The organism is Pseudomonas sp. GW456-12-1-14-TSB6 (genome assembly GCF_059424205.1).
Window position 1 is genome coordinate 16,487 of sequence record NZ_JBWKZE010000005.1, and the last position, 21,374, is coordinate 37,860.

Consider the following 21,374-nt stretch of genomic DNA (forward strand, 5'->3'; position numbering starts at 1 on the left):
TCAGAGACTGGCAGCCATCACGGCTTCTCCGACAGTTTTCCAGGCGTTTTCCGGGCTTTCGTTACTCAAGGCCGTAGCCTTGAGCAAGGCTTGAGCGCTGAGTCCCGTGGATTTACAGGTATTCTGGCAGCGCATGATCCAATCAATGGCTTGCAGCGTTTGGGCCTTTCCGGATTCCAGCTTTGCACTCAGCTCGGTGACTTCTGCCGTTGTCCAGTTCAGCAGCCGGGCCAGAAGACTGTTGAGTGTCGTTGCGCTAGCAGAGTCGTTGGCGAGTTCCAGATAGCTCAGTACGCTTTCTTCAGAGACGTAATTTGTGTCGATGCAATGATTGAAACGATCCAGAAAGTACAGGCTGTCAATCGTCATCCTCAAGGGCGAGGTTGTCTTTCTCAGCCACTCGGGGTGCTTCAGGAACAAGCACAGGGTCTTGTTACTCAGGCGCAATTGAACGCTTGCTTCGGCATGGCGCAGAATCGGATGCATAACCTGGGGAAGAGAGAGGGAGTATTGATCCTGTATGGCCGCGCTCAGAATCCGGTAAACCGACGATCCACTCCAGATCACGACACCTTTGCCACGATTCATGGGCAGTGAAGACGTTTCTTGCAGGAATTTTTCCATCAGGTGCAGCTGTCGGTCATGGGCCGATAGCAGCAGCGCCTTGAGTTTCTTTTTGCAGTCCACCTTGAGCTTCAGGTCTTTGTCGGGATTTGTATCCAGAGTCAGCGCATCTACGACGATGGCCAGCGCCGCGTCGAATTTGCCAGGTATATCGTCGTCGGGTGACGGGGCGAAATCCTTTACCAGGCCTTTGTCATCAAGCAATGTCTCGGAAAGCTTTGCGCGCCAGTCAATGTTTTCCGGCAGATACAACTTTGCCAGCTCCTGGGGAGTGACTGCGCATCGCTTTGTATCCTCGTGCAGCTTGTCCAGATGCGGCAGCAAGTCCTGATACGAATGATCATCGCTGTTCGTGGGTACGAGGAAACGGCGCAGCATGGGGATGTCCAAGGCAGACTCATTGAGCCAGCGAGTCATCCAGTCCATCTGCATCAGCACATCCATCAGGTTGATGGAAGGCTCGTCATGGGTGAGCGTTGCATTGAATTGAATGTCATCATCGTCGAGCCCGTTCGATTTGGTTGAAGTGATTTCAGCAACAAGTTGCTTTCGGTGTAACAGGCGGTATAGAGAAGGGGCAGTTACATTAATGACAAGTCCCTCCAGAGAGTGTGTTTGTCTCTCGGCAATTGTCGGGATCCCGCTGATAAAGAGATGGGCGTTGTCCCCGTTAGCGGCAAGTTTGAGTCCGTAAGGTGCCTTACCCTCTGGAAACCATGTTGAATGGTTAGTCAGGCTTGATCCCGATAGAAGTCGAAGAGACGCTGACGAATCGGCGTCTTCCGGTAACTGGATTATGGCGACCAGTTCACAGTGCTGCTTACCGTGAGAGACCTTGATGCGCAGGGTGCTGGTATCCAGATCTTTTCCTTTTACCAGGCATCGACGAACGCTTTCTCCTCCAAGCCAATTGGCCAGTGTCATGGTGTCAGTGATTGAAATGTCGAACATTCGGGCAATTCGTGTCTGTCGGTAAATCGAAGACAGGGTCGGCAGGTCACACTTCAGTGAGCCTAGGTATTTTTGCGTGTTGTTGATGGCAAGCAGGAGTGAGTCTTCCGTCTGAGGCAGGCCAAGGTTTGCACTCAAATGCTGAAGTACGCTGTGCGACTCAGGATCCGACAGGTCGGCCCGAAATTGTCGACCGTCAAGCAGCAACGGTTTCTCGAACAACCGGCTCTGATTGAAGATCCGATCAAGCTGGGAAGTGTCGCTACCGTTGGCGGAGGGTGAGACCCGATGCAGCAGCGCTGCAAACTCTTCAGCCGTAACCGAGTACAGACGGTTCAGATAGCGATAAACCCCGAGGGATCGCACGGTGTGTCTGTCGGGTTGCATCGAAGTATTACGGGGGTGTTGTGATTCAAAAATGCTGCAGATCAATGTGTCCAATGCGCCGAAGGGGATGCCGAGCCAGCGTTGCAAACGAATCATTCGATGCAGGCGATCGATTCGATACTCGTTTGCTTCGTTGATCTTTTGATTTTTCCCGATCCGGGACAAATTCATCGAGGCATTCGGTGCGGTGCCGTTAACATAGCGGGCTCCAAAGGGCGTAGTGAAAGGATTGGGTAACCGGTAGTGTGATGATTGGCGGGGTGTGTATTTCCCTTGAGCGATCAATGCCTCCAGCTGTTCTGCGTGCAGTCCGGTGCGTTTCAGCAACGTGTTCACGTCCTTCAGGTCGAGGAATGACGCAATGCCAACGTTGTTTATCCAGTAGTCATTATCCTGTTGATGTTGCGCGGGCGGAAAATGTGGCTGTTCCTCGTTCCGCGGCACTTCTGTCAGCAGCTCTTGCTGTTTAGGACCCATTCCGGACATCAGGAGTCGGGCTGCATCAGCGGTGGATTCCAGTACCTTGCCATACGGGCTGTTCACGCTTGCCGTAATGGGAAGGTCATTGCTGATGAGGTAGTTCAATTCCCCCAGCGCGGGCTTTTTCCCTGCCAGGCCCAACATGCATTGGTGATGGAAAAACTCATAGGGAAGGGTGAGGGGATAACGATGTTGAGCAAGTACCTCATACGTCGTCTTGCGTTTGTCGGAGGTGGTTTTCAACGCTTCCTGAATATTCGTGTCCAGGATGTCATTGACAATTTTGAGCATGGGTTGAGCAGTGAAGGTACTTTGCTGATCGATCGACAGCATTGCCAGGTCTGGCCGGCGATCTTTCAACAGGATCCGGCTGGCTTTGTCCCCGACGTCAGTGGAGATAGAGGACTCCAATTGATGGGCATATCGGTACAACGCTCTGAGGTAGGCTACTGGTGAGTCGATGGCGGAGATCGAATCGACTTTGCAGGCGTCATTCCAGTTTTCTTTGAACAGATTGGTGTAGGTCGGGCCATGTCCCTTCAAACCCCGAATGCCATGGAGATGCCAATGATCCTGAATCGTGCCGCCTGAACTCTGTTTCTCCCGATAGAGTTGGCTGATCTGGGCGGCCAGGCATTTGGCATTGTCGTAGAGCTGCCCGAGTCGGACTTTGGAAAAATCCTCCTTTAGCGCAACCTCTAGCGCATCGTCGGGTTTTTTGATCGCATTACTTACGCGATCCTTGAAGTCGGCTTCGGTCAATCCGCTGATATCAAATACCGAGGTGATCCCCAGTTTTTTGAACAACGCTAGGGACTCAACCGTGTTGTTGAGACTGTATTTCTCGATCAGAGTCTTGAGTAACGAATTGTCGTTCATGCCGAGGAGCTCCTTGAGTTGGAGCTATCGACGTTACTGCGTGGCCAAAGTGGAAAGCTGTCAGCCAGACCGTCACATGGAGGTGGATGCGTCGCTGTCGGAAAGGTGAAAGAGTCCGCAGACCTGTAGGATTCCGATCGCCCCGTGGCTGAGTGCGACTTTGCGGCTTGGGCTTTGCCATTTGAAACCCGAAACCCCGCCGTTGCCAGCGGGGTAAAAGGGGTGATCAGACGCGGAAATGACTCACCATCTGCTGCAACTGCCCACCCAACCGCGCCAGTTCAACGCTGGATTTGGCGGTCTCATCACTCGCCGCCGCGGTCTGTTCCGACACGTCACGGACGTTGATGATGCTGCGGCTGATTTCTTCGGCCACGGCGCTTTGCTGTTCGGCGGCAGCGGCGATCTGCTGGTTCATCGACTGGATGTTCGACACCGTGCGGGTGATGTTTTCCAGCGAGTCGCCGGCCTTGCGGGTCAGGGCGACGCTGCTGTCGGTCAGGGCGCGGCTGTTGTTCATCACGGCAGCCACTTGCTGAGTGCCGTTTTGCAGACCGGCCACCAGGCCTTCGATTTCCTCGGTGGATTTCTGCGTGCGCTGGGCCAGGCCACGGACTTCGTCGGCGACCACGGCAAAACCGCGACCGGCTTCACCGGCACGGGCGGCTTCGATGGCGGCGTTGAGGGCCAGCAGGTTGGTCTGTTCGGCCACGGCCTTGATCACGTCCATGACGCTGCCGATCTTGTCGCTTTCCTGTTGCAGCACGCTCATGGCTTCGGTGGAACGCACCACTTCGCTGGCCAGACGCTCGATCTGGGCGATGGCTTCGTTCACCACTTTGTCGCCTTCGCGGGCTTCGCCGTCAGCGGCGGCTGCGGCTTGCGAAGCTTCTTCGGCGTTGCGCGCGACTTCCTGCACGGTGGCAGTCATCTCGTGCATCGCGGTGGCCACCTGATCGGTCTCGACCTTCTGGCTGTTCACGCCGGCGCTGGTCTGTTCGGTGACGGCGGACAGTTCTTCGGCGGCGCTGGCGATCTGGGTCACACCGTCGCGGATGCCGCTGATCAGGTCGCGCAGGGTCACGCCCATGCGGGCGATGCCTTGTTGCAGCACGCCGAGTTCGTCGCGGCGGGTGACGATCACGTTCTGGCTCAGGTCGCCGCTGGCGATGCGGTCGACCACGGCCATGGTTTCCTGCAGCGGACGGGTGATCTGACGAGTGATGATGAAGGCAGCGATGATGCCCACCAGCAACGCCAGCAGGGTGCTGATCAGTTGCAGGGTGCGGGCCTGGGCGCTTTCTGCATCACGGCGATCGAGCTGGATCTGATACAGCTGCTCGCTCAGGGTCACGATGGTCGCGCCCTGATCGGTCATTTCCTTGCGCGCCTGCACCGCATCGGTGTTGGCGTTCTTGAAGGCCTGCAAGGCGCTGCGGTAGTTGGTCAGTGCGGTTTCCAGCTGACGCAGAGCGTCCTGTTGGGTGCTGGCGAAATGCATGTTCAGTGGCTTGAGGCTGGCGATGGCCACGTCCAGTTGGCCGACGGCTTTCTGCTCGGTCTCGGCGTTGGCGGTGGCGGTGTAGCCGCGCACTTCGTAGCGCGCCAGGATGAACGCTTCCTTGGCGGCGGTGACGGCCTGGAACTGCTCGAAACGCTCATCGCTCAGCGGCATTTGCTGGACGCGGTTGCTCAGCGCTTCGATCAGGCCGTAGGCCGTCGCGGCACTGGAGGCCATCGAGTCGCGCGCCGTGTTGCCGGTGCGGTAGGCGTTACGCATTTTGTTCAGGGACGTCTGGTACTCGGCGATGGTCGCCGCCTGCTCCTTGAGCAGCTTGACGTTTTCCGGGCTCTTGAAGCTGCTGATCAGCTTCTGCTGTTGGGCGGCGAACCCGTCAAGGGTGGTCTGCACGTTCTGCGCGGCGGTTTCATCGCCGTTGGTCAGCATGTATTGCAGGCGCACCACGCGCAGTTTGGTCAGGCCAGCGTTGAGCTGGGTGATGTCGCTCATCCAGTTGCTGCGGTCAATCAGGCCGCCCAGACTGGTCCAGCCAGTGAGCGCCAGGATGCAGGTCAGGGCCAGGACGAGGCCGAATCCGAGCCCCAGTTTCAAGTTCACGCTGATGTTGCCGAACCAGCTATTCATCAAAAATCCTCCAGAAAAACGTTGTGCGTCTTGATCGTCGGTCAGGCTGGAAGATTGTTGTTTTTTTGCGCCAGCAAGGGTGTAAGCAGGACTGTATCGGCCGCAAATCCGATAGCTGAAAGGATTTTGTCCTACGGAATTTGTAACAGGCACTCACAAGACTTTTTTCACATGAGTTTCACTGCCTGCCCACGCCGTGCTCTCTAACCTCGCCGCATCGAATGACAAGTGATGGCGGCTTTTTGTGGAATTGCGACTGAGTCTGTTCGGCGTAAAGCGCTCGATTGATCTGAGCGGTCTGGCCCGTTTTCGAAACACCTGGGTGGTCTTGGCGGCCTCGGTGCTGGTGATCCCTTTGACCCTCTGGCTGCTGGCACCGGCGGCGGTGCCTGACCTTGCCCATGGCAATGTGGCCGGGGCGCAGGCGCTGAAGGAGGGCTGGAACAAAGGCGACATCATCGTGCTGGTGCGGCACGTCGAGCGCTGCGACCACTCGAAAGCCGCTTGCCTGAGCGGCCACGATGGCATCACCGACCGTTCGCGCAGTGTCGCGGTGAGCGTCGGCGCGCAGTTCGAGCAGTTGGGTCTGGACAAGGCTGACGTCTACAACAGCCCGATGATGCGCACCGTGCAGACCGCCGGCTACATGTTCAACAAGGCGGCGACCGGCGAAGACTGGCTGATCAGTTGCAAGGGCCGGATGCTGCAGGACGCGCTCGCGCACAAAGTCCCGGGACGCAACCTGATTCTGGTGACCCACAGCGAATGCATGGCGCAGCTGGAAAAAGACCTCAAGGTGCCGGCCTCGACCCTCGGGTACGGCGCATCGCTGTTTGTTTCCGCCGCCAGCCCGGCGGCCCCACAGATGCTCGGCTTCATTGAAGCCTCCGACTGGCGCACGGTGACCACCCGATGAAATCCCGCTTTTACGCTTACAACTTCGGCATCCCGCTGCTCTGCGCAGCTGTGGTTTTTCTGATGTTCGACATGACCAACATCGACATCGCTTTCAGCAATTTGCTGTTCGATCCACTGACCCACACCTTTCCGCTCGACAAGATTCACTTCTTTGAAAAACTGACCCACAAGTGGGCGCGGATCATTCCGAACTGGACGGCGGAAATCGCCTTGATCGGCGCGATGTTGTCGTTTGTCTGGCCGCTGCTGAAACCGCAAAAGCATCCGCGTCTGGGCGGGTTTCTCGAGCGCAGCAAAGTCGCGCCGATGCTACGCTTTGCCGCCGATCACCGTAGGGATTTTCTGTTTGTGGTGGTGGCTTTCGCGGTCTGCACCGGGGTGATCCATTTCCTCAAGGCACACACCAGCGTCTACTGCCCGATCGAGACCACGTTGTACGGCGGAAAGATGCCGCACATCGAGTGGTACAACAATTTCCAGCTGTTCCACGAAGCGGGTGAAGGACGTTGCTGGCCGGGCGGTCATGCTTCCGGTGGTTTCACCATGCTGGCGCTGTATTTCGTGGCGCGTCGTTACCAGTGGCGTTTCTCCAGCGCGTTGTTGTGGGGCTCGCTGCTGCTCGGTTTTGTCTACGGCACTACGCGAGTCCTACAGGGCTGGCACTACATGTCCCATACGTTCTGGGCCGGCATCTTCGTGTGGCTGGCGTGTTTGCTGACGGCGCTGGCGTTTTACGGGCGGGCTCGTCTGGAATTGCCGGTGTTGAGCAAGCGTGAGCGAAAGGTGTTCGGCGCACAGCCTGAGGTTTCTCTCTAAGTCCTCGCCGGTGAAATGAAAAACCCGCCATCACCGGCGGGTTTTTCGTTTGTGCTGCTGTGGTTTCAATAGCCCACGAAGTAATACGCCTGGCGTCCGACCATCATGGTCTTGTGGACTTTCAGCGGTGCGGCGGGTTCGCTGTCTCCCGACATCACGGCGATGTGCGATGGCGATGCACTGAGAAATTCCCGTAGCTGTGCATCGGTGTCCAGGCCCTTCAGGACGCTTTGGGTGTAGAACACGCTGGCGCCGCCGACCCGTTCGTTGGCTTGAAACAGCGCGACCTGATTGCCGCTCGCCTGCAGGGCCTGAATGTGTTCGGTCAGCGGCAGGAACGACAAGTGTTTATCGGCGTTGGGCAGTGCCCATTGCGCGGCGCCTAGATAGCTGGCGATGACCACCGTCAGTATCCCCGCCGCCAGTGGCTGACGATGACGGGCGATTCGTCCGACAAAACCATTCCTGTGATCCTTCAACTTGTCGAACAGCACGCCCGCATATTCCGCTGCAATCACTGCCGCTGCGGGCGTCATCGACATCAGGTAAACCGTGCGTTTGCTCGAGGCCAGGGTCAGCAGGATGAACTGCGCGATGATCCACAGGCTGAAGAACAGCAGGTACCGGTTGGCCTTCAGTTCCTTGCGAAAATGCCACAGGCCCAGGTACACCAGAATGTTCCAGGGCAGGAACGCCTGCGGCAGCTTGGCGAGGTAGTAGTAAAACGGCTCGTAGTGCCCGGCTTCGACGAACGATCCGCTGAAACGTCCTACGCTGTTGGTCAGCAACACTTCGCTGACCGCCTGGACGCCGCCGCGCTGATAGAGCACGGCGAGCCATATCATCAGCGGGATCAGACCGAGCGCTGTCAACAAACCGGGCCGCAACCACTCGGTCAGTTTGAAGCGCTTGTCCATCAGATTGTCGGCCAGCAGATAAGCGAAAATCACCACGCCCGGCATCGCCAGGCCGAGCACGCCTTTGCTCAGCGTGGCGATGGCAATCCCGACGGCAAACAGCAACGAATTGCCGAAGGTTGATTCTCGCTGCGCCTGGAAGAACGCCAACAATGCCGTGGTCACGCCGAGGGCGAGCAACGCATCCTCGCCGACCCCGCGCACGTTGCTCCAGTAACTGGCCATGGTCGCCAGCAGAATCCCCGCCGTCCAGGCGATGGCCTTCGGACGTTCGAAGCGACGCAACATGGCGTACAGCAGCATTACGCTGAGCAACCCGGCCACCGCCGACGCCAGTCGCACCGCCCAGGGTGAGACGCCGAAAACCCGCAGGGCGCCGGCGTCCAGCCACAGGCTCAGGGGCGGTTTTTCCAGAAAGGGCTCGCCGAACAGACGCGGCGTCACCCAGTCGTTGTCCAGGTGCATCTCCATCGCAATGCCCGCAACCCGGGCCTCGGTGGAACCTTGCAGTTGATGGCTGCCGAGGGCGAAAAAGAACAGCAGAGCGGCAAGCAGAAGCAGGGAAGAGGCGGCACGCGACATGGGTTCAGGCAACCGGAAGTGAGCGGAAACCCGAGCTTACGCGGCCATTCCTTAATAATTTGTGAACGTCAGGACAGCGGTCGCGACCAGCGTTGCTCCGACGTTTCGAAACGCGGATTGACCCGCGCCGTCAGCACATGATCCTGCCAGCGCCCGGCAATGTTCAGGTACGCCTTGGCATAGCCTTCACGCTCGAATCCAAGGCGCTCCAGCAACCGGGCGCTACGTTCATTGCCGGGAATGTAGTTGGCCATGATCCGGTGCAGGTTCTGGGTCTCGAACATATAAGCGATGGCCGCCTCCAGCGCTTCCTGCATCAACCCCTTGCCCTGATGCGCTTCGTCGATGTGATAACCCAGATAACACGCTTGAAACGCACCGCGGATGATCCCGCTGAAATTGCAGGCGCCGATCATCTGCTCGCCATCCGGGGTCAGCAACGCCATATGCACCGCCAGCCCGGCTTCGAAGGCGCTGGCCTGTATTTCAAGGCGTCGGCGGATCTGTTCGGTGGAGAAATAGTCGGTGGTGCGGATCGGTGACCACGGTGCGAGGTGGCGCAGGTTGCGTTGATAGAAATCGCTTTCCGGAGGCGCCTGATCCGGGTCGAGTACCGCGAGCGTCAGGCGTTGACAGGGCAGGGTCAGCAGCGGCATCGGGTGCTCCGGAGGCAGGGGATGATTGACAGAATTGTCCGGCCGGACGGAAAACACAACTGGATCGCCTAACGCAGAGCACTATAAATTTCCCTGATTCACTTCACATCCGGTTATGAGATTCGTCGTTCAAGGAGGACATGATGGAATGGGCATTCAAGGCGGGGGAGCAGTCGCTGCGACTGATACCGGCGGATCCGGCGTTTTATTTGTTGTTTCAGCAGGCGCTGAACGCCAGCTACCTCGATCATTCGGAATTTCTGCCCTGGCCCCGTGAGTACACCAACGCGGAGCAGGCGCTCGAGTTCCTGCTGAAGGCCCGAAAAGAGTTCAACAGTGAAACCGGCGAGCGACGATGGCTGATCGTTACCGAAGACGGGCAAGCGCTGATCGGTTGCATCGGACTCAAGCCCCGCCCGCGCAACCGTTACGTCGTGGGCTATTGGGCCAACACCGAGCAATCGGGCAAGGGCTACATGCGCGCCGCCCTCACGCACCTGCTCAACAACCTTCCTGAATTCACCTTTTACCTGACGGCGTCCTCTGCCAATGCGCGAAGCCGGCGTCTGGCCGAGGCTGTCGGGTTTGTGTTGATCAGGATCCACCCAAGGGCCCGGCAATCGGAACGGCACGGCGAGCAAGACACCTGCGTCTATCGCCTGCCAGGCAAAACGCAGGCAAAAAAAAGCCCGCAGGAGCGCGGGCGAACCGTAGTTTCTTGAATGAGCGAGGCCAATGTACACGGCCATCACCGCCGCCGGGGTGAAGAAAAGTTCATGTCGATGAACGACTTGCGTCATCGACGAGCGGTCGTTTTTCAGTGAACGACAGGTGCCGTCGTACGGGGCATCAGATTCACCGGGTCAAGGTTCTCCACGGCGCGATTGACCAGCATTTCGGTCATGATCGACAGCTGCCGTATCGCCAGCAACCGGCTGCGCTGAGAGCCTGTGAAATCATCGGCGATGTTCGCCGTCATCATGTTGAGCGCCGCCAGGGTTTCGCAGGCATGGGTCAGCAGAGTGGCCGTGTCCACGTCGGTGCGCACGGAGAAAATCTCGTTGAAAGGCAGGGTGCGACGCGGCTTTCTCACGTATTCCTGAGGCTGGGCAAGCACAGCGGGTTCTTTCGATTCGGACTCGTGAGACGGTGTTTGATCAGGCAGGCTTGGGTTGTCTTTTTTCATGACGAGGCTCCATGGTTTCAGGCTCCCGGCGAATCCCTTTGGTAAACCATCTGCCGGGTTGCAGCGGAGCGCGAAGACTAGCGTTTGGAAGCATCTTGAACCAGTTCATGAAAGTCGACGCGGGTTGCGGGAAATTTCCTAGGACGTTGGGTGGAGGTGTTGTTCGGATACGGAAGTGTAGATGCGACAGGGCCCGCACTGGGTGGGTCTTGTCGTTTGTGAGTTGGTGGGACGGGGTAATTTGAAAAAAGTCGTTATCTATATGTTTTTTACTAGTTAATCATTTATTGGTAAATATTTTTGGGTATTAGGTGGAATGCTGGGTGGTCTGGCTTTCGATGGACTGCGATTTTTAACTTCTTCCCCAAAAAGGAATCGGGATCGAATCTATCAAGCAAAAGGTCGTGCTGTTGGTTTGCCCCTGCGCGTACGATGTCCCCACACGCAGGCACATTCAATGTTGCGATACGTATGTCCACCTCCGCGATCTGCCCCTAGCTCGATCAGCAGGCACCTTGGCCAAGTAAACATTCAGTCAGCTTCAACACAGAAGGGGAGCAACTTTTCGCAGGTGCCTTCAGATGTGCGGTGTCGGGTGACGTCTTGGAATTTATCGTTAAAACGAAGATCGACACCAAAAATGATCTTGAGAAAGTCTCATCTGGATTAACTCGCCCAGGTTTGCGACGTGCACAAACTGGGGCTGAGTACGAAATATCGAGCAACCCCCACCCAACCTCATAGGGCAGATCCTCACACTGGCAGTGGAAAGAGCAAGAGAAGCGGTTTCGGCATTCATCCACACGGCAGGCGGTTTCACTGTGGCATCAAGCCGCAAAAGTCAGCGTGTTTTTGTGAGTATGTTATTGATTGTAGGGTGCGAAGAAGGCTCACGGCAGTATATCTAATTGAAGGGAGCACATAGAATGACCATCCTTGTGCCAACGTCGGCTCGACACGCATATAACATGATTCAGGTCAGATCCGAATGCTTTGGAATGATCATGGAAATCGCATTGAAACAGGATAAGCAGTATGACCAGTGCCCAACAACGTTCCGCCCTACAACGTCAGATCTGGGCCATCGCCAATGACGTGCGTGGCGCCGTCGATGGCTGGGACTTTAAGCAATACGTGCTCGGCACCCTGTTCTACCGCTTCATTAGCGAGAACTTCGTCGACTACATCACCGGTGGCGACAGCACAGTCAATTACGCGGAAATGGAGGATGATGACCCGCTGATCACCTCCGCCAAAGATGACGCCATCAGGACCAAAGGCTATTTCATAGCCCCTAGCCAGCTATTCAGCAACGTGGTCGCCAAGGCCAGCAGCAACGACAGCCTGAATACTGATCTGGCGCGCATCTTTGCCGCCATTGAGAGCTCGGCCAACGGCTACGCCTCCGAACAGGACATAAAGGGCTTGTTCGCCGATTTCGATACAACCAGTAACCGCCTAGGCAATACCGTCGCTGACAAGAACAAGCGCTTGGCGGATGTGCTCAAGGGAGTGAGCAAGCTGGAGTTCGGCAGCTTCGATGCCAGTCACATCGACCTGTTCGGCGACGCGTACGAGTTCCTCATCTCCAACTACGCGGCCAATGCCGGCAAATCCGGCGGCGAATTCTTTACACCGCAGCATGTGTCCAAGCTGATCGCCCAGTTGGCGATGCACAAGCAGACCAGCGTCAACAAAATCTACGACCCGGCGTGCGGCTCCGGCTCGCTGCTGCTGCAAGCCAAAAAACACTTCGATGCTCATGTCATTGAGGATGGATTTTTCGGTCAGGAGGTAAATCACACTACCTACAACCTGGCGCGGATGAACATGTTTCTGCACAACATCAACTATGACAAGTTCAACATCCAGCTCGGCGATACGCTGCGCGCCCCGCACTTCGGGGACGACAAACCCTTCGACGCCATCGTCTCCAATCCGCCCTATTCGGTGAAGTGGATCGGCGACGACGACCCGACGTTGATCAATGACGACCGTTTTGCCCCAGCCGGCGTGCTGGCACCCAAATCCAAAGCCGACTTCGCCTTTGTGCTGCATGCTTTGAGTTACCTGTCTGGCAAGGGACGCGCGGCCATCGTCTGCTTTCCCGGCATTTTCTACCGGCGCGGCGCCGAGCAGAAGATCCGCCAATACCTAGTGGACAACAACTATGTGGAAACGGTGATCTCGCTAGCGCCCAACTTGTTCTTCGGCACCACCATCGCCGTGAACATTCTGGTGCTGGCGAGAAACAAGACCGACACCACGACCCAGTTCATCGACGCAAGCACGCTGTTCAAGAAGGGCATCAATAACAACTTGCTGGAAGACGTTCATATCGAGCGCATCATGCAGGTGTTCGATAGCAAAGAGAATGTCGAACACTTCGCGCAGTCAGTGCCGTTGGAAAAGTTGGCCGTCAATGATTATAACCTGTCGGTTAGTAATTATGTAAAAGCCAAGGATACTCGTGTAGTGGTGAATATTGCCCAGCTCAATGTCGAGCTGAAAAAGACGGTTGCCCAGATCTCCCAGCTTCGGAATGAGATTGATGCAGTCGTTGCAGAGATTGAAGGTGGGGAAGCTGAGGTATGAGCAACATTAGTTTCATCGACAGCCTGCTTAATGGGGTGGTGGTGGAGTGGAAGGCGCTAGGCGAACTCGGCCAGTTATTTAGGGGCAGCGGCCTGCAAAAAAAGGATTTCACCGAAACAGGGGTGCCGGCTATTCACTATGGTCAAATCTACACTTATTACGGTTTATCCACGTCAAAAACGAAGTCGTTTGTATCACCTGATTTGGCTAGGCAACTAAGAAAAGTCAATCAGGGAGATGTGATAATTACCAATACAAGCGAGAATCTTGAAGATGTTGGGAAGGCTCTTGTTTATCTTGGAGAACAACAGGCCGTCACGGGAGGTCATGCAACTATCTTGAGGCCTGGCAATTGCTTGTTGGGGAAGTATTTTGCCCATTTCACCCAGACGAGTAAGTTTTCTGGTGAGAAAAGAAGATATGCAAAGGGAACAAAAGTAATTGACGTATCTGCTACCGATATGGCAAAGATTCGGATTCCCATCCCCTGCCCAGATAATCCCAAAAAATCGCTAGAAATCCAGTCCGAAATCGTCCGAATACTGGACACTTTCACCGAGCTTGCCGCCGAGCTTGCCGCCGAGCTTACTTCCGAGCTTCGCGTCCGTAAAAAACAATACAACTACTATCTCGAGAAGTTGTTAAGTTTTGAAACCGAGGAAGTGGAGTGGAGGACCTTGCCCGAGATGTCGCTTGATTTTGGCCGGGGCAGATCTAAACATCGTCCGAGAAATGACGGAAAGCTGTATGGGGGTAATATACCGTTTATACAAACTGGTGATATCAGGGGGGCGGCACGGATTATCACAAGTTACGAGCAAACATATAGCGAGCTCGGATTAAAGCAAAGCAAGTTGTGGCCTAAGGGTACTCTGTGTATCACAATTGCAGCTAACATTGCGGAAACTTCAATATTAGGGTTTGATGCTTGCTTTCCTGATAGTGTTATTGGCTTTGTTGCTGATCCTAGTAAAACTAGCTCCGCATACGTTGAGTTTGTTCTTCAGGCAGCTAAGGGTGCGCTTGAGCAGAAAGGGAAGGAAAGAAGTAGCGCGCAAAGTAACATTAATCTTGAAACTTTTGAGCAGTTGAGGCTGCCTTTTCCATCACTTGTAGAACAAGCTCGTATCGTTGCGACTCTCGATAAATTCGACGCTTTGACCGACGCAATTAGCGAAGCTTTGTCCCACGAGATTGAGCTACGCCAGAAGCAGTGTAAGTACTACCGTGACCTGTTACTGAGCTTCCCCAAGCCGGAAGAGGTGGCGGTCTGAAATGAGCAAGACACTGACTGAGGTTGCCCAAGAGCTGAAAGACGCGAACAAGAAGGTGCAATTGATCTATGCCTTTAACGGCACGGGCAAGACGCGGCTTTCACGTGAGTTCAAGCAGAGAGTGTTAGAAAGGAATGACGATGAGGAGGCTTCCGATACGCCAGTGTTGACCCGCAGTAAAATTTTGTACTACAGCGCCTTTACCGAGGATCTGTTCTATTGGGATAACGATTTGGCGCTGGATGCTGAACCTAGGTTGCGAATCCAGCCCAACTCGTTCACGAATTGGCTGCTTGGCGTTCTTCGGGATCTAGGGCAGGACGGCAATATCGTCCGCTATTTCCAGCATTACACTAGCGACAAACTGACTCCGCATTTCAGCGAAGATCTTTCGGAGGTCACTTTTTCATTAGAGCGCGGCAACGACGAGCGTTCAGGAAACCTCAAGATCTCCAAGGGTGAAGAAAGCAATTTCATCTGGAGCATTTTTTACACTTTGCTGGACCAAGTCATCAGCACGCGTAATGTGCCTGAGCCGGAGGACCGTGAGACGCGGGAGTTTGATCAGTTGGAGTACGTATTCATTGACGATCCGGTGAGTTCGTTGGATGAAAATCATCTCATCGAATTGGCGGTCAATCTGGCAGGGTTGATCAAGACCAGTCCCTCGGACCTGAAGTTCGTCATCACCACCCACAGCCCGCTGTTTTACAACGTGCTGCATAACGAACTTGGACTTAGCAAAGGTGGCAAGAGAGAGGGCTGCTATTTACTGGGCCGTCTCGATGACGGTAGTTTTGATCTGGGCGTCAAGTATGGCGACTCCAACAAGAGCTTTTCTTACCACCTCCATCTGCGGCAGACCCTCGAACAGGCGATAGCTGCTGGCGAGGTACAGCGCTATCACTTCACCCTGCTGCGCAATCTCTACGAAAAGACCGCCAGTTTTCTGGGTTATCCGCAATGGTCGGGGCTTTTGCCTGACAACAAGCAGGCCTACCTGAACCGAATCATGCAGTTCACCAGCCACAGCACGCTGTCCAACGAGAGCGTCACCGAGCCAACCCCGCAGGAGAAGCAGACGGTCAAGTTGCTGTTGGACCATCTGCTGGCCAACTATGGCTATTGGCAACAGGAAGAGGAGGCGCCAGATTTTTGAGCGCATGGGCGTAAGCTCATTCATCATCAAGGACATTCCGCTGGCCGTGCAGTCGCAATTGCCCACAGTGGAGGAAATTGAAAGCGAACTCGCACAGGGACATGGGGAGACCCTAAGCAATGACTGATTACAAGACTATCGCCGAGTCCAACACCTTCATCGTGCTCGACAAGTACGCCAGAGAATGGAAAGTTGCAGAGAGCTACCAGAGCGAAGGTGATTTGGAGCGTGAGTTCATCCAGGATTTGGTCAATCAAGGCTATGAGCATTCCACCGGGTTGAAGACGGTGCCGGCACTGCTGGCCAATGTGCGCACACAGTTGCAGGCGCTGAACAGCGTCGAATTTTCCGACCTTGAGTGGGTGCGCTTCGTGGAAAGCTGGTTGGACAATCCCAGCGAAAGCATCCTCGACAAGACCCGTAAAGTCCACGACGACCACGTGTATGACTTCGTGTTCGATGACGGGCGCATCCAGAATATCTACCTGCTGGACAAGAAGAACTTGGCCCGCAACAAGGTGCAGGTCATCAAGCAGTTCGAGCAGACAGGCAGTCATGCCAACCGCTACGACGTAACAATTCTGGTTAACGGCTTGCCACTGGTGCAGGTGGAGCTGAAGAAGCGTGGCGTGGCGATCCGCGAAGCTTTCAATCAGGTGCATCGCTACAGCAAGGAGAGCTTCAACACTGAACATTCGCTGTTCAGGTATCTGCAGCTGTTCGTGATTTCCAATGGCACCGATACGCGCTACTTCGCCAACACCACGCAGCGCAACAAACACTGTTTCGACTTCACCATGAACTGGGCGCAGGCAGACAACAGTCCGATTAAGGATCTGAAGGACTTTACCGCGACCTTCTTCCAGAAACGCACTCTGCTCGATGTACTACTCACCTATTCGGTCTTCGACGTCAACAGCACCCTGTTGGTGATGCGCCCGTACCAGATTGCCGCTACCGAGCGCATCCTATGGAAGATTCGCAGTGCCTGGCAGGCCAAACGCTGGAACAGCACCGAGGGCGGTGGTTATATCTGGCACACTACAGGCTCGGGTAAGACGCTGACCAGCTTCAAGGCTGCACGCCTTGCCACCGAGCTGGAATTCATCGACAAAGTGTTCTTTGTGGTAGATCGAAAGGATCTGGATTACCAGACGATGAAGGAGTACCAGCGTTTTTCACCCGACAGCGTCAATGGCTCGGAGAGCACGGCGGGCCTTAAGCGCAATCTGGATAAGGACGACAACAAGATCATCGTCACGACCATCCAGAAACTGAATAACCTGATGAAGAGCGAAGTCGACCTGCCGGTGTTCCACCAGCAAGTGGTTTTCATCTTCGACGAGTGCCACCGTAGCCAGTTTGGAGAGGCGCAGAAGAATCTGAAGAAGAAGTTCAAGCGCTTCTATCAGTTTGGCTTCACCGGTACGCCGATTTTCCCAAAAAATGCGCTGGGCGCTGATACAACCTCCAGCGTTTTTGGCCGCGAGCTGCATTCCTATGTAATCACCGATGCCATCCGTGACGACAAGGTGCTCAAATTCAAGGTGGACTACAACGATGTCCGCCCACAGTTCAAGGCTCTGGAAACCGAACAGGACGAGAAGAAGCTCAGCGCCGCAGAGAACCGCCAGGCGTTGCTCCACCCCACACGCATCCGAGAAATTTCGCAATATCTGCTCACGCATTTTCGACAGAAGACCCATCGATTACAGGGAGCAAACAAGGGCTTCAATGCCATGTTCGCGGTGAGCAGCGTCGATGCCGCCAAGGCGTACTACGAAACGTTGCAAAAGCTGCAGGAAGGCAGCGAAAAGCCGCTGCGCATCGCCACCATTTTTTCCTTCGCCCCCAATGAAGAACAGAACGCTATTGGCGACATCGTCGATGAGAGCTTCGACGTGTCGGCTATGGATAGCACCGCTAAAGAATTCTTAAGTGCGGCGATTGCTGATTACAACGCGCTGTTCAACAGCAAGTTCGGCGTGGACAGCAAAGGCTTCCAGAACTACTACCGCGACCTGGCCAAGCGGGTAAAAAATCAGGACATCGACCTGCTGATCGTGGTCGGTATGTTCTTAACTGGCTTCGATGCGCCAACGCTGAACACGCTGTTCGTCGACAAAAACTTGCGCTATCACGGCCTGATTCAGGCCTATTCACGCACCAACCGCATCTTCGATGCCACCAAGACTTTCGGCAATATCGTCACTTTTCGCGATCTGGAGCAGGCTACGGTCGAGGCCATCACGCTGTTCGGCGACAAGAACACGCGTAACGTGGTTTTGGAAAAAAGTTACAAAGAGTACATGGATGGCTTTACCGACGCGCTAACCGGTGAGGCGCGGCGTGGGTTCATGGATGTGGTGACGGAGCTGGAGCAACGTTTTCCCGACCCTGCCAATATCATCAAGGAATCGGAGAGGAAAGACTTCGCCAAGTTATTCGGCGAGTACCTACGAGTGGAGAACGTGCTGCAGAACTACGACGAGTTTGCGGCACTGAAGGCGTTGCAAACAGTCGATATCAGCGATTCGCAGGCCCTGGAAGCATTTAAGCTCGAACATCACCTGGATGACGAGAAGCTAACCGAGCTGCAGACCATCCGCCTGCCTGCCGAGCGTAAGGTGCAGGACTATCGCTCCACCTACAACGACATCCGCGATTGGCTGAGGCGCGAGAAAGCGGGCAACGAAGCAAGCGAGTCCACTATCGATTGGGACGATGTGGTTTTCGAAGTGGACCTGCTCAAGTCTCAGGAAATCAATCTGGATTACATCCTTGAGCTCATCTTCGAGAAGAATAAGAAGGTCAAGGATAAGGCGGTACTGGTCGAGGAGATGCGCCGGGTAATTCGAGCTAGCCTGGGCAACCGAGCCAAAGAAAGCCTGGTGGTGGATTTCATCAACCAGACCGATTTGGATCGAATTGATGACAAGGCTAGCGTGATCGATGCTTTTTTCACTTTCGCCCAATCAGAGCAGCGGCGCGAGGCCCAAGAGCTGGTCAGCGATGAGGAGTTGAATGAAGTGGCGGCTAAGCGCTACATCGCCACTTCACTGAAGCGGGAGTTTGCTAGCGATAATGGAACTGAGCTCAGTTCCGTTTTGCCTAAGATGAGTCCACTTAATCCGGCTTACTTGGCAAAAAAACAAAGGGTCTTTCGCAAAGTTGCTATTTTTGTCGATAAATTCAAGGGGGTTGGAGGGCAAATTTAATGGGCGGCCTGTTAGGGTTGGCACCCATCCCTAAATTGGATGTCAACAATTACCGCAGCCGCCAGTGGCACGAAACCGTTGTGCGGATAAGGCCGTGGCCAGTTATGAGGTATCGACACCTATGTCCTGCTCAGTCAAAACCTTTTTCAGGCTACGAAACAGCTGCTCTATCGGTAGGGAGTAGCAGTTTTCCCGGTCTGCTCATGCTTTGGGTCATCCGATAGCGCCACAGTTGCTGGCGTCGATTACGCCTGCCGTATTGGCTTCCCTGATTGAAACAGGATGTCTCTTGGCCTGCGACGCATTTCATAAGCCCTGTCGAGCGTTTGGATGACCAGATCGATATCGCCCAGCCATGCATCCGTCTCCAGTGGCCCTTTGCCCAGATATAGGTGATGTCAGCGGACTAAGTAGTGTTCGGTGTTGCCACGGCGTACTGCTGATCGAGGAGGTCGGGAGTTCCGGGCATTCAGCCGGGACTTTCTTACACACATGAGAACCGACTTCTGCTGATCAACCTCTGCCTCTTCATTAAACCTCTGATCTAGAAGTGTCCCACCTCGACGCCCTCATTCCGGAGCATGGCCACGATACTAAGACGACCGGCACAGCTATGGCATTATCTGGCCGCTATAGTCGTGCTTTTCGTTCACACAAACGCTCACCATTGCTACATTCTCACCTCGAATTCATGGAAATAACGAGTGTCAGCATGCCAGCGATGTGGATGATCCGAGGTGACGGCGGCCGTCTCTATGACGATTTCAGGGATCGCAATATGGCGGCGATTGGTTGGGCTCAACTAGCCCCAGAGGCCAAGCCCGGCGTTTCTCGGAAGGCATTGATTCAAGCCTATAAAGACCTTCAGCCAGGGATTAAGGACGGGAGTGCCGTATCTGGTGCTTCACAGGTATTTCGCTTCGTTAACGAAATCAGCATTGGCGATACGGTCGTTACGTATTCTCCCGCGAACCGAACGTATCTGGTCGGTCGCTTCACCGGTGAATGCCAGCTTCGCCCAGATCTGGCGGATGATGGGATGTCTTTAACCAGGTCTGTTGAGTGGTTCCCGCAGGAGGTTGATCGCGACAAGCTCACTGGCGCGAGCAGAAACAGTCTGGGATCTACGCTAACCGTATTTAATGTTGCAGAGGATGCTCAGAAGGAATTGCTGGCCCTCGCTACTGGTAAAAACGTCTCCGCTATGCCGAAAGATCCTATTGAAGACCCAGAGGCCCTGGAAGACCCGTTGAAGGGTGTTCAGGAGATTGCCTTCGAGCGGATCAAGGATCAAATCAACAGCCTGGATTGGGCTGAAATGCAGGAGCTGGTAGCTGGAATCTTGCGAGCAATGGGTTACAAGACGCTCGTTTCACCGGCCGGTGCTGATAGGGGGAAAGACATCATCGCTTCCCCTGATGGTTTTGGGTTTGAGCCGCCACGCATTGTTGTGGAGGTTAAACATCGAAATGCCCGGATGGGGAGTAGTGAGATTCGTAGCTTCTTGGGCGGTAGGCACAAGGATGATCGCGGGCTGTATGTCAGCACTGGCGGGTTCACCAAGGAGGCGCTTTATGAGGGAGAGAGAGCCCATGTCCATCTGACAATGTGGACGCTGGATGAACTGGCTCGCACGTTGATGGCTCATTACCCGGCTACTGATCCGGAGACCAAGCGATTGGTGCCGTTGAGCTATTTTTACATGCCTGCGTAAAAAGCCTCGCTGGCCAAAAAAGCAGGTGCTGATTTTTAAATTTCCAAAATCAGCACCGAATCGCAGACACAAAAAAAGACGTCCGAAGACGTCTTTTTTGTTGAGTTGGTGGAGCCGGGGGGATTTGAACCCCCGTCCGCCAGTACTCCGCTGTCGGTACTACATGCGTAGCCGTGTCTATTAAGTTAACCCTCAGCGACCCGACGGGCAGGGTGCTTTGGGCGAGTTGTGTAAGTTTTAGCCGCTTCGTCCACAACGTACTGCACGGCGATTCTGTTCTATATGACAATCATTTTGGGTTTACAGACATCCCCTGATGATTGCTGGACCCGAAGGTACCAGGAGTGCATGTCAGCTGCAATTAAGCAGCGAGAGCAGCACCGTATTGGTCGTCATTGGCAACTATAAGTAGTTGCAACAGTGGATTTACGACTTCTGTTACCAAGTCGGCATGCACCTAGAGTTTCGCAACCGGCGTCGAATCCTAAACGGCCCCGAGCCTGGCGCTCTGTGTGGCTTATGAGCAACAAGCCTGCGCAGTGTACGCCAAACGGCTCACAAGGCCAACCCGAAGGTTGGCCTGAGCTTCGATCAGTTGTTGGTTCCGCTGGTTTTGCGGATTTCCAGAATGGTTTGCTGGGTTTCAGCCACGCATTCGTCGATCTTGCCCTGGGCCTTGAGTGCCTGGGCTTTTTGCACACTGGCTTCTACCCGCTGATTCAGGTCGGGTGAGGCCATTGCCTGCGCCTTGGCGTTGTTGATGGTTTGCAGATTGGCATCACACAGGTCAGCGGGCTTGTCGGCAGCGAACGAAGCCGACGCCATCATCGAGGCAGTAACGAACAGACCTAACAGTACAGAACGTTTCATAT

At 55.0% G+C, this 21,374-nt stretch carries 14 protein-coding genes, 1 other RNA gene and 1 pseudogene; 8 read left to right on the top strand and 8 right to left on the bottom strand.

What is annotated here, in order from left to right; all coding sequences use genetic code 11:
• From AC07Y2_RS05895 to AC07Y2_RS05905, 3 genes and pseudogenes are all read right to left on the bottom strand, one after another.
• Positions 1–3,321: a Tc toxin subunit A gene (locus AC07Y2_RS05895; protein WP_103385614.1), complete on the bottom strand. Its 3,321-nt coding sequence runs from the start codon at positions 3,319–3,321 to the stop codon at positions 1–3.
• Between the two features lie 226 nt (positions 3,322–3,547).
• The gene (locus tag AC07Y2_RS05900) at positions 3,548–4,411 is read right to left on the bottom strand and encodes a methyl-accepting chemotaxis protein (protein WP_371857340.1); all 864 of its coding nucleotides are present in this window, start codon (positions 4,409–4,411) and stop codon (positions 3,548–3,550) included.
• Positions 4,406–5,467: pseudogene (locus tag AC07Y2_RS05905) on the bottom strand (methyl-accepting chemotaxis protein); the annotation flags it as partial. The gene AC07Y2_RS05900 and the pseudogene AC07Y2_RS05905, both read right to left, overlap by 6 nt.
• Before the next feature lie 244 nt (positions 5,468–5,711).
• On the opposite strand from AC07Y2_RS05905, the gene pmrG reads away from it, so the two are divergent.
• Both pmrG and AC07Y2_RS05915 read left to right on the top strand, forming a co-directional pair.
• Positions 5,712–6,383, top strand: a complete 672-nt coding sequence (pmrG, locus tag AC07Y2_RS05910; protein WP_085611269.1) for a lipopolysaccharide core heptose(II)-phosphate phosphatase PmrG — start codon at positions 5,712–5,714, stop codon at positions 6,381–6,383.
• Positions 6,380–7,201: a phosphatase PAP2 family protein gene (locus AC07Y2_RS05915; RefSeq protein ID WP_103385616.1), complete on the top strand. Its 822-nt coding sequence runs from the start codon at positions 6,380–6,382 to the stop codon at positions 7,199–7,201. Before pmrG ends, AC07Y2_RS05915 begins: the two co-directional genes overlap by 4 nt.
• A gap of 65 nt (positions 7,202–7,266) precedes the next feature.
• Here the strand turns inward: AC07Y2_RS05915 and AC07Y2_RS05920 are convergent, their stop codons facing one another.
• Entirely contained in the window at positions 7,267–8,700 is a 1,434-nt protein-coding gene (locus AC07Y2_RS05920) for an ArnT family glycosyltransferase (RefSeq protein ID WP_103385617.1), read from the bottom strand.
• A 68-nt stretch (positions 8,701–8,768) separates the two neighbouring features.
• On the bottom strand, positions 8,769–9,356 hold the full coding sequence (gene rimJ / locus AC07Y2_RS05925; RefSeq protein ID WP_103385618.1) for a ribosomal protein S5-alanine N-acetyltransferase: 588 nt from the start codon (positions 9,354–9,356) through the stop codon (positions 8,769–8,771).
• A gap of 143 nt (positions 9,357–9,499) precedes the next feature.
• Here rimJ and AC07Y2_RS05930 point away from each other — a divergent pair, with 143 nt between their 5' ends.
• Positions 9,500–10,078: a GNAT family N-acetyltransferase gene (locus tag AC07Y2_RS05930; protein ID WP_103385619.1), complete on the top strand. Its 579-nt coding sequence runs from the start codon at positions 9,500–9,502 to the stop codon at positions 10,076–10,078.
• A gap of 95 nt (positions 10,079–10,173) precedes the next feature.
• Here the strand turns inward: AC07Y2_RS05930 and AC07Y2_RS05935 are convergent, their stop codons facing one another.
• Entirely contained in the window at positions 10,174–10,542 is a 369-nt protein-coding gene (locus AC07Y2_RS05935) for a DUF6124 family protein (protein ID WP_103385620.1), read from the bottom strand.
• 1,035 nt (positions 10,543–11,577) lie between these two features.
• On the opposite strand from AC07Y2_RS05935, the gene AC07Y2_RS05940 reads away from it, so the two are divergent.
• The 5 genes from AC07Y2_RS05940 (at position 11,578) to AC07Y2_RS05960 (ending at position 20,502) form a co-directional block, all read left to right on the top strand.
• Entirely contained in the window at positions 11,578–13,137 is a 1,560-nt protein-coding gene (locus AC07Y2_RS05940; protein WP_103385621.1) for a type I restriction-modification system subunit M, read from the top strand.
• Complete coding sequence (locus AC07Y2_RS05945; RefSeq protein WP_103385622.1) at positions 13,134–14,411, top strand: restriction endonuclease subunit S; 1,278 nt, start codon at positions 13,134–13,136, stop codon at positions 14,409–14,411. The genes AC07Y2_RS05940 and AC07Y2_RS05945 overlap by 4 nt, the downstream gene beginning before the upstream one ends.
• A gap of 1 nt (position 14,412) precedes the next feature.
• Positions 14,413–15,570 carry an ATP-binding protein gene (locus AC07Y2_RS05950; protein WP_103385623.1) on the top strand — a complete coding sequence of 386 codons (1,158 nt, stop codon included), beginning with the start codon at positions 14,413–14,415 and terminating at the stop codon, positions 15,568–15,570.
• Positions 15,571–15,689: 119 nt separating this feature from the next.
• Complete coding sequence (locus tag AC07Y2_RS05955) at positions 15,690–18,788, top strand: type I restriction endonuclease subunit R (RefSeq protein ID WP_103385624.1); 3,099 nt, start codon at positions 15,690–15,692, stop codon at positions 18,786–18,788.
• 712 nt (positions 18,789–19,500) lie between these two features.
• Complete coding sequence (locus AC07Y2_RS05960; protein ID WP_103385625.1) at positions 19,501–20,502, top strand: restriction endonuclease; 1,002 nt, start codon at positions 19,501–19,503, stop codon at positions 20,500–20,502.
• 106 nt (positions 20,503–20,608) lie between these two features.
• On the opposite strand, the gene ssrA is transcribed toward AC07Y2_RS05960, so the two are convergent.
• Both ssrA and AC07Y2_RS05970 read right to left on the bottom strand, forming a co-directional pair.
• Positions 20,609–20,998, bottom strand: a transfer-messenger RNA (tmRNA) gene (gene ssrA, locus AC07Y2_RS05965).
• Between the two features lie 95 nt (positions 20,999–21,093).
• On the bottom strand, positions 21,094–21,372 hold the full coding sequence (locus tag AC07Y2_RS05970; protein WP_007953788.1) for a PA2433 domain-containing protein: 279 nt from the start codon (positions 21,370–21,372) through the stop codon (positions 21,094–21,096).
• Positions 21,373–21,374: the final 2 nt, after the last annotated feature.

Bases quoted from the DNA above. Each gene is read 5' to 3' on its own strand.
- AC07Y2_RS05945 (WP_103385622.1), top strand. From the start codon at position 13,134: ATGAGCAACATTAGTTTCATCGACAGCCTGCTTAATGGGGTGGTGGTG.
- AC07Y2_RS05920 (WP_103385617.1), bottom strand. From the start codon at position 8,700: ATGTCGCGTGCCGCCTCTTCCCTGCTTCTGCTTGCCGCTCTGCTGTTC.
- AC07Y2_RS05915 (WP_103385616.1), top strand. From the start codon at position 6,380: ATGAAATCCCGCTTTTACGCTTACAACTTCGGCATCCCGCTGCTCTGC.
- AC07Y2_RS05970 (WP_007953788.1), bottom strand. From the start codon at position 21,372: ATGAAACGTTCTGTACTGTTAGGTCTGTTCGTTACTGCCTCGATGATG.
- AC07Y2_RS05950 (WP_103385623.1), top strand. From the start codon at position 14,413: ATGAGCAAGACACTGACTGAGGTTGCCCAAGAGCTGAAAGACGCGAAC.
- rimJ (WP_103385618.1), bottom strand. From the start codon at position 9,356: ATGCCGCTGCTGACCCTGCCCTGTCAACGCCTGACGCTCGCGGTACTC.
- AC07Y2_RS05935 (WP_103385620.1), bottom strand. From the start codon at position 10,542: ATGAAAAAAGACAACCCAAGCCTGCCTGATCAAACACCGTCTCACGAG.
- AC07Y2_RS05955 (WP_103385624.1), top strand. From the start codon at position 15,690: ATGACTGATTACAAGACTATCGCCGAGTCCAACACCTTCATCGTGCTC.
- AC07Y2_RS05940 (WP_103385621.1), top strand. From the start codon at position 11,578: ATGACCAGTGCCCAACAACGTTCCGCCCTACAACGTCAGATCTGGGCC.
- AC07Y2_RS05960 (WP_103385625.1), top strand. From the start codon at position 19,501: ATGCCAGCGATGTGGATGATCCGAGGTGACGGCGGCCGTCTCTATGAC.
- AC07Y2_RS05930 (WP_103385619.1), top strand. From the start codon at position 9,500: ATGGAATGGGCATTCAAGGCGGGGGAGCAGTCGCTGCGACTGATACCG.
- AC07Y2_RS05900 (WP_371857340.1), bottom strand. From the start codon at position 4,411: ATGGGCGTGACCCTGCGCGACCTGATCAGCGGCATCCGCGACGGTGTG.
- AC07Y2_RS05895 (WP_103385614.1), bottom strand. From the start codon at position 3,321: ATGAACGACAATTCGTTACTCAAGACTCTGATCGAGAAATACAGTCTC.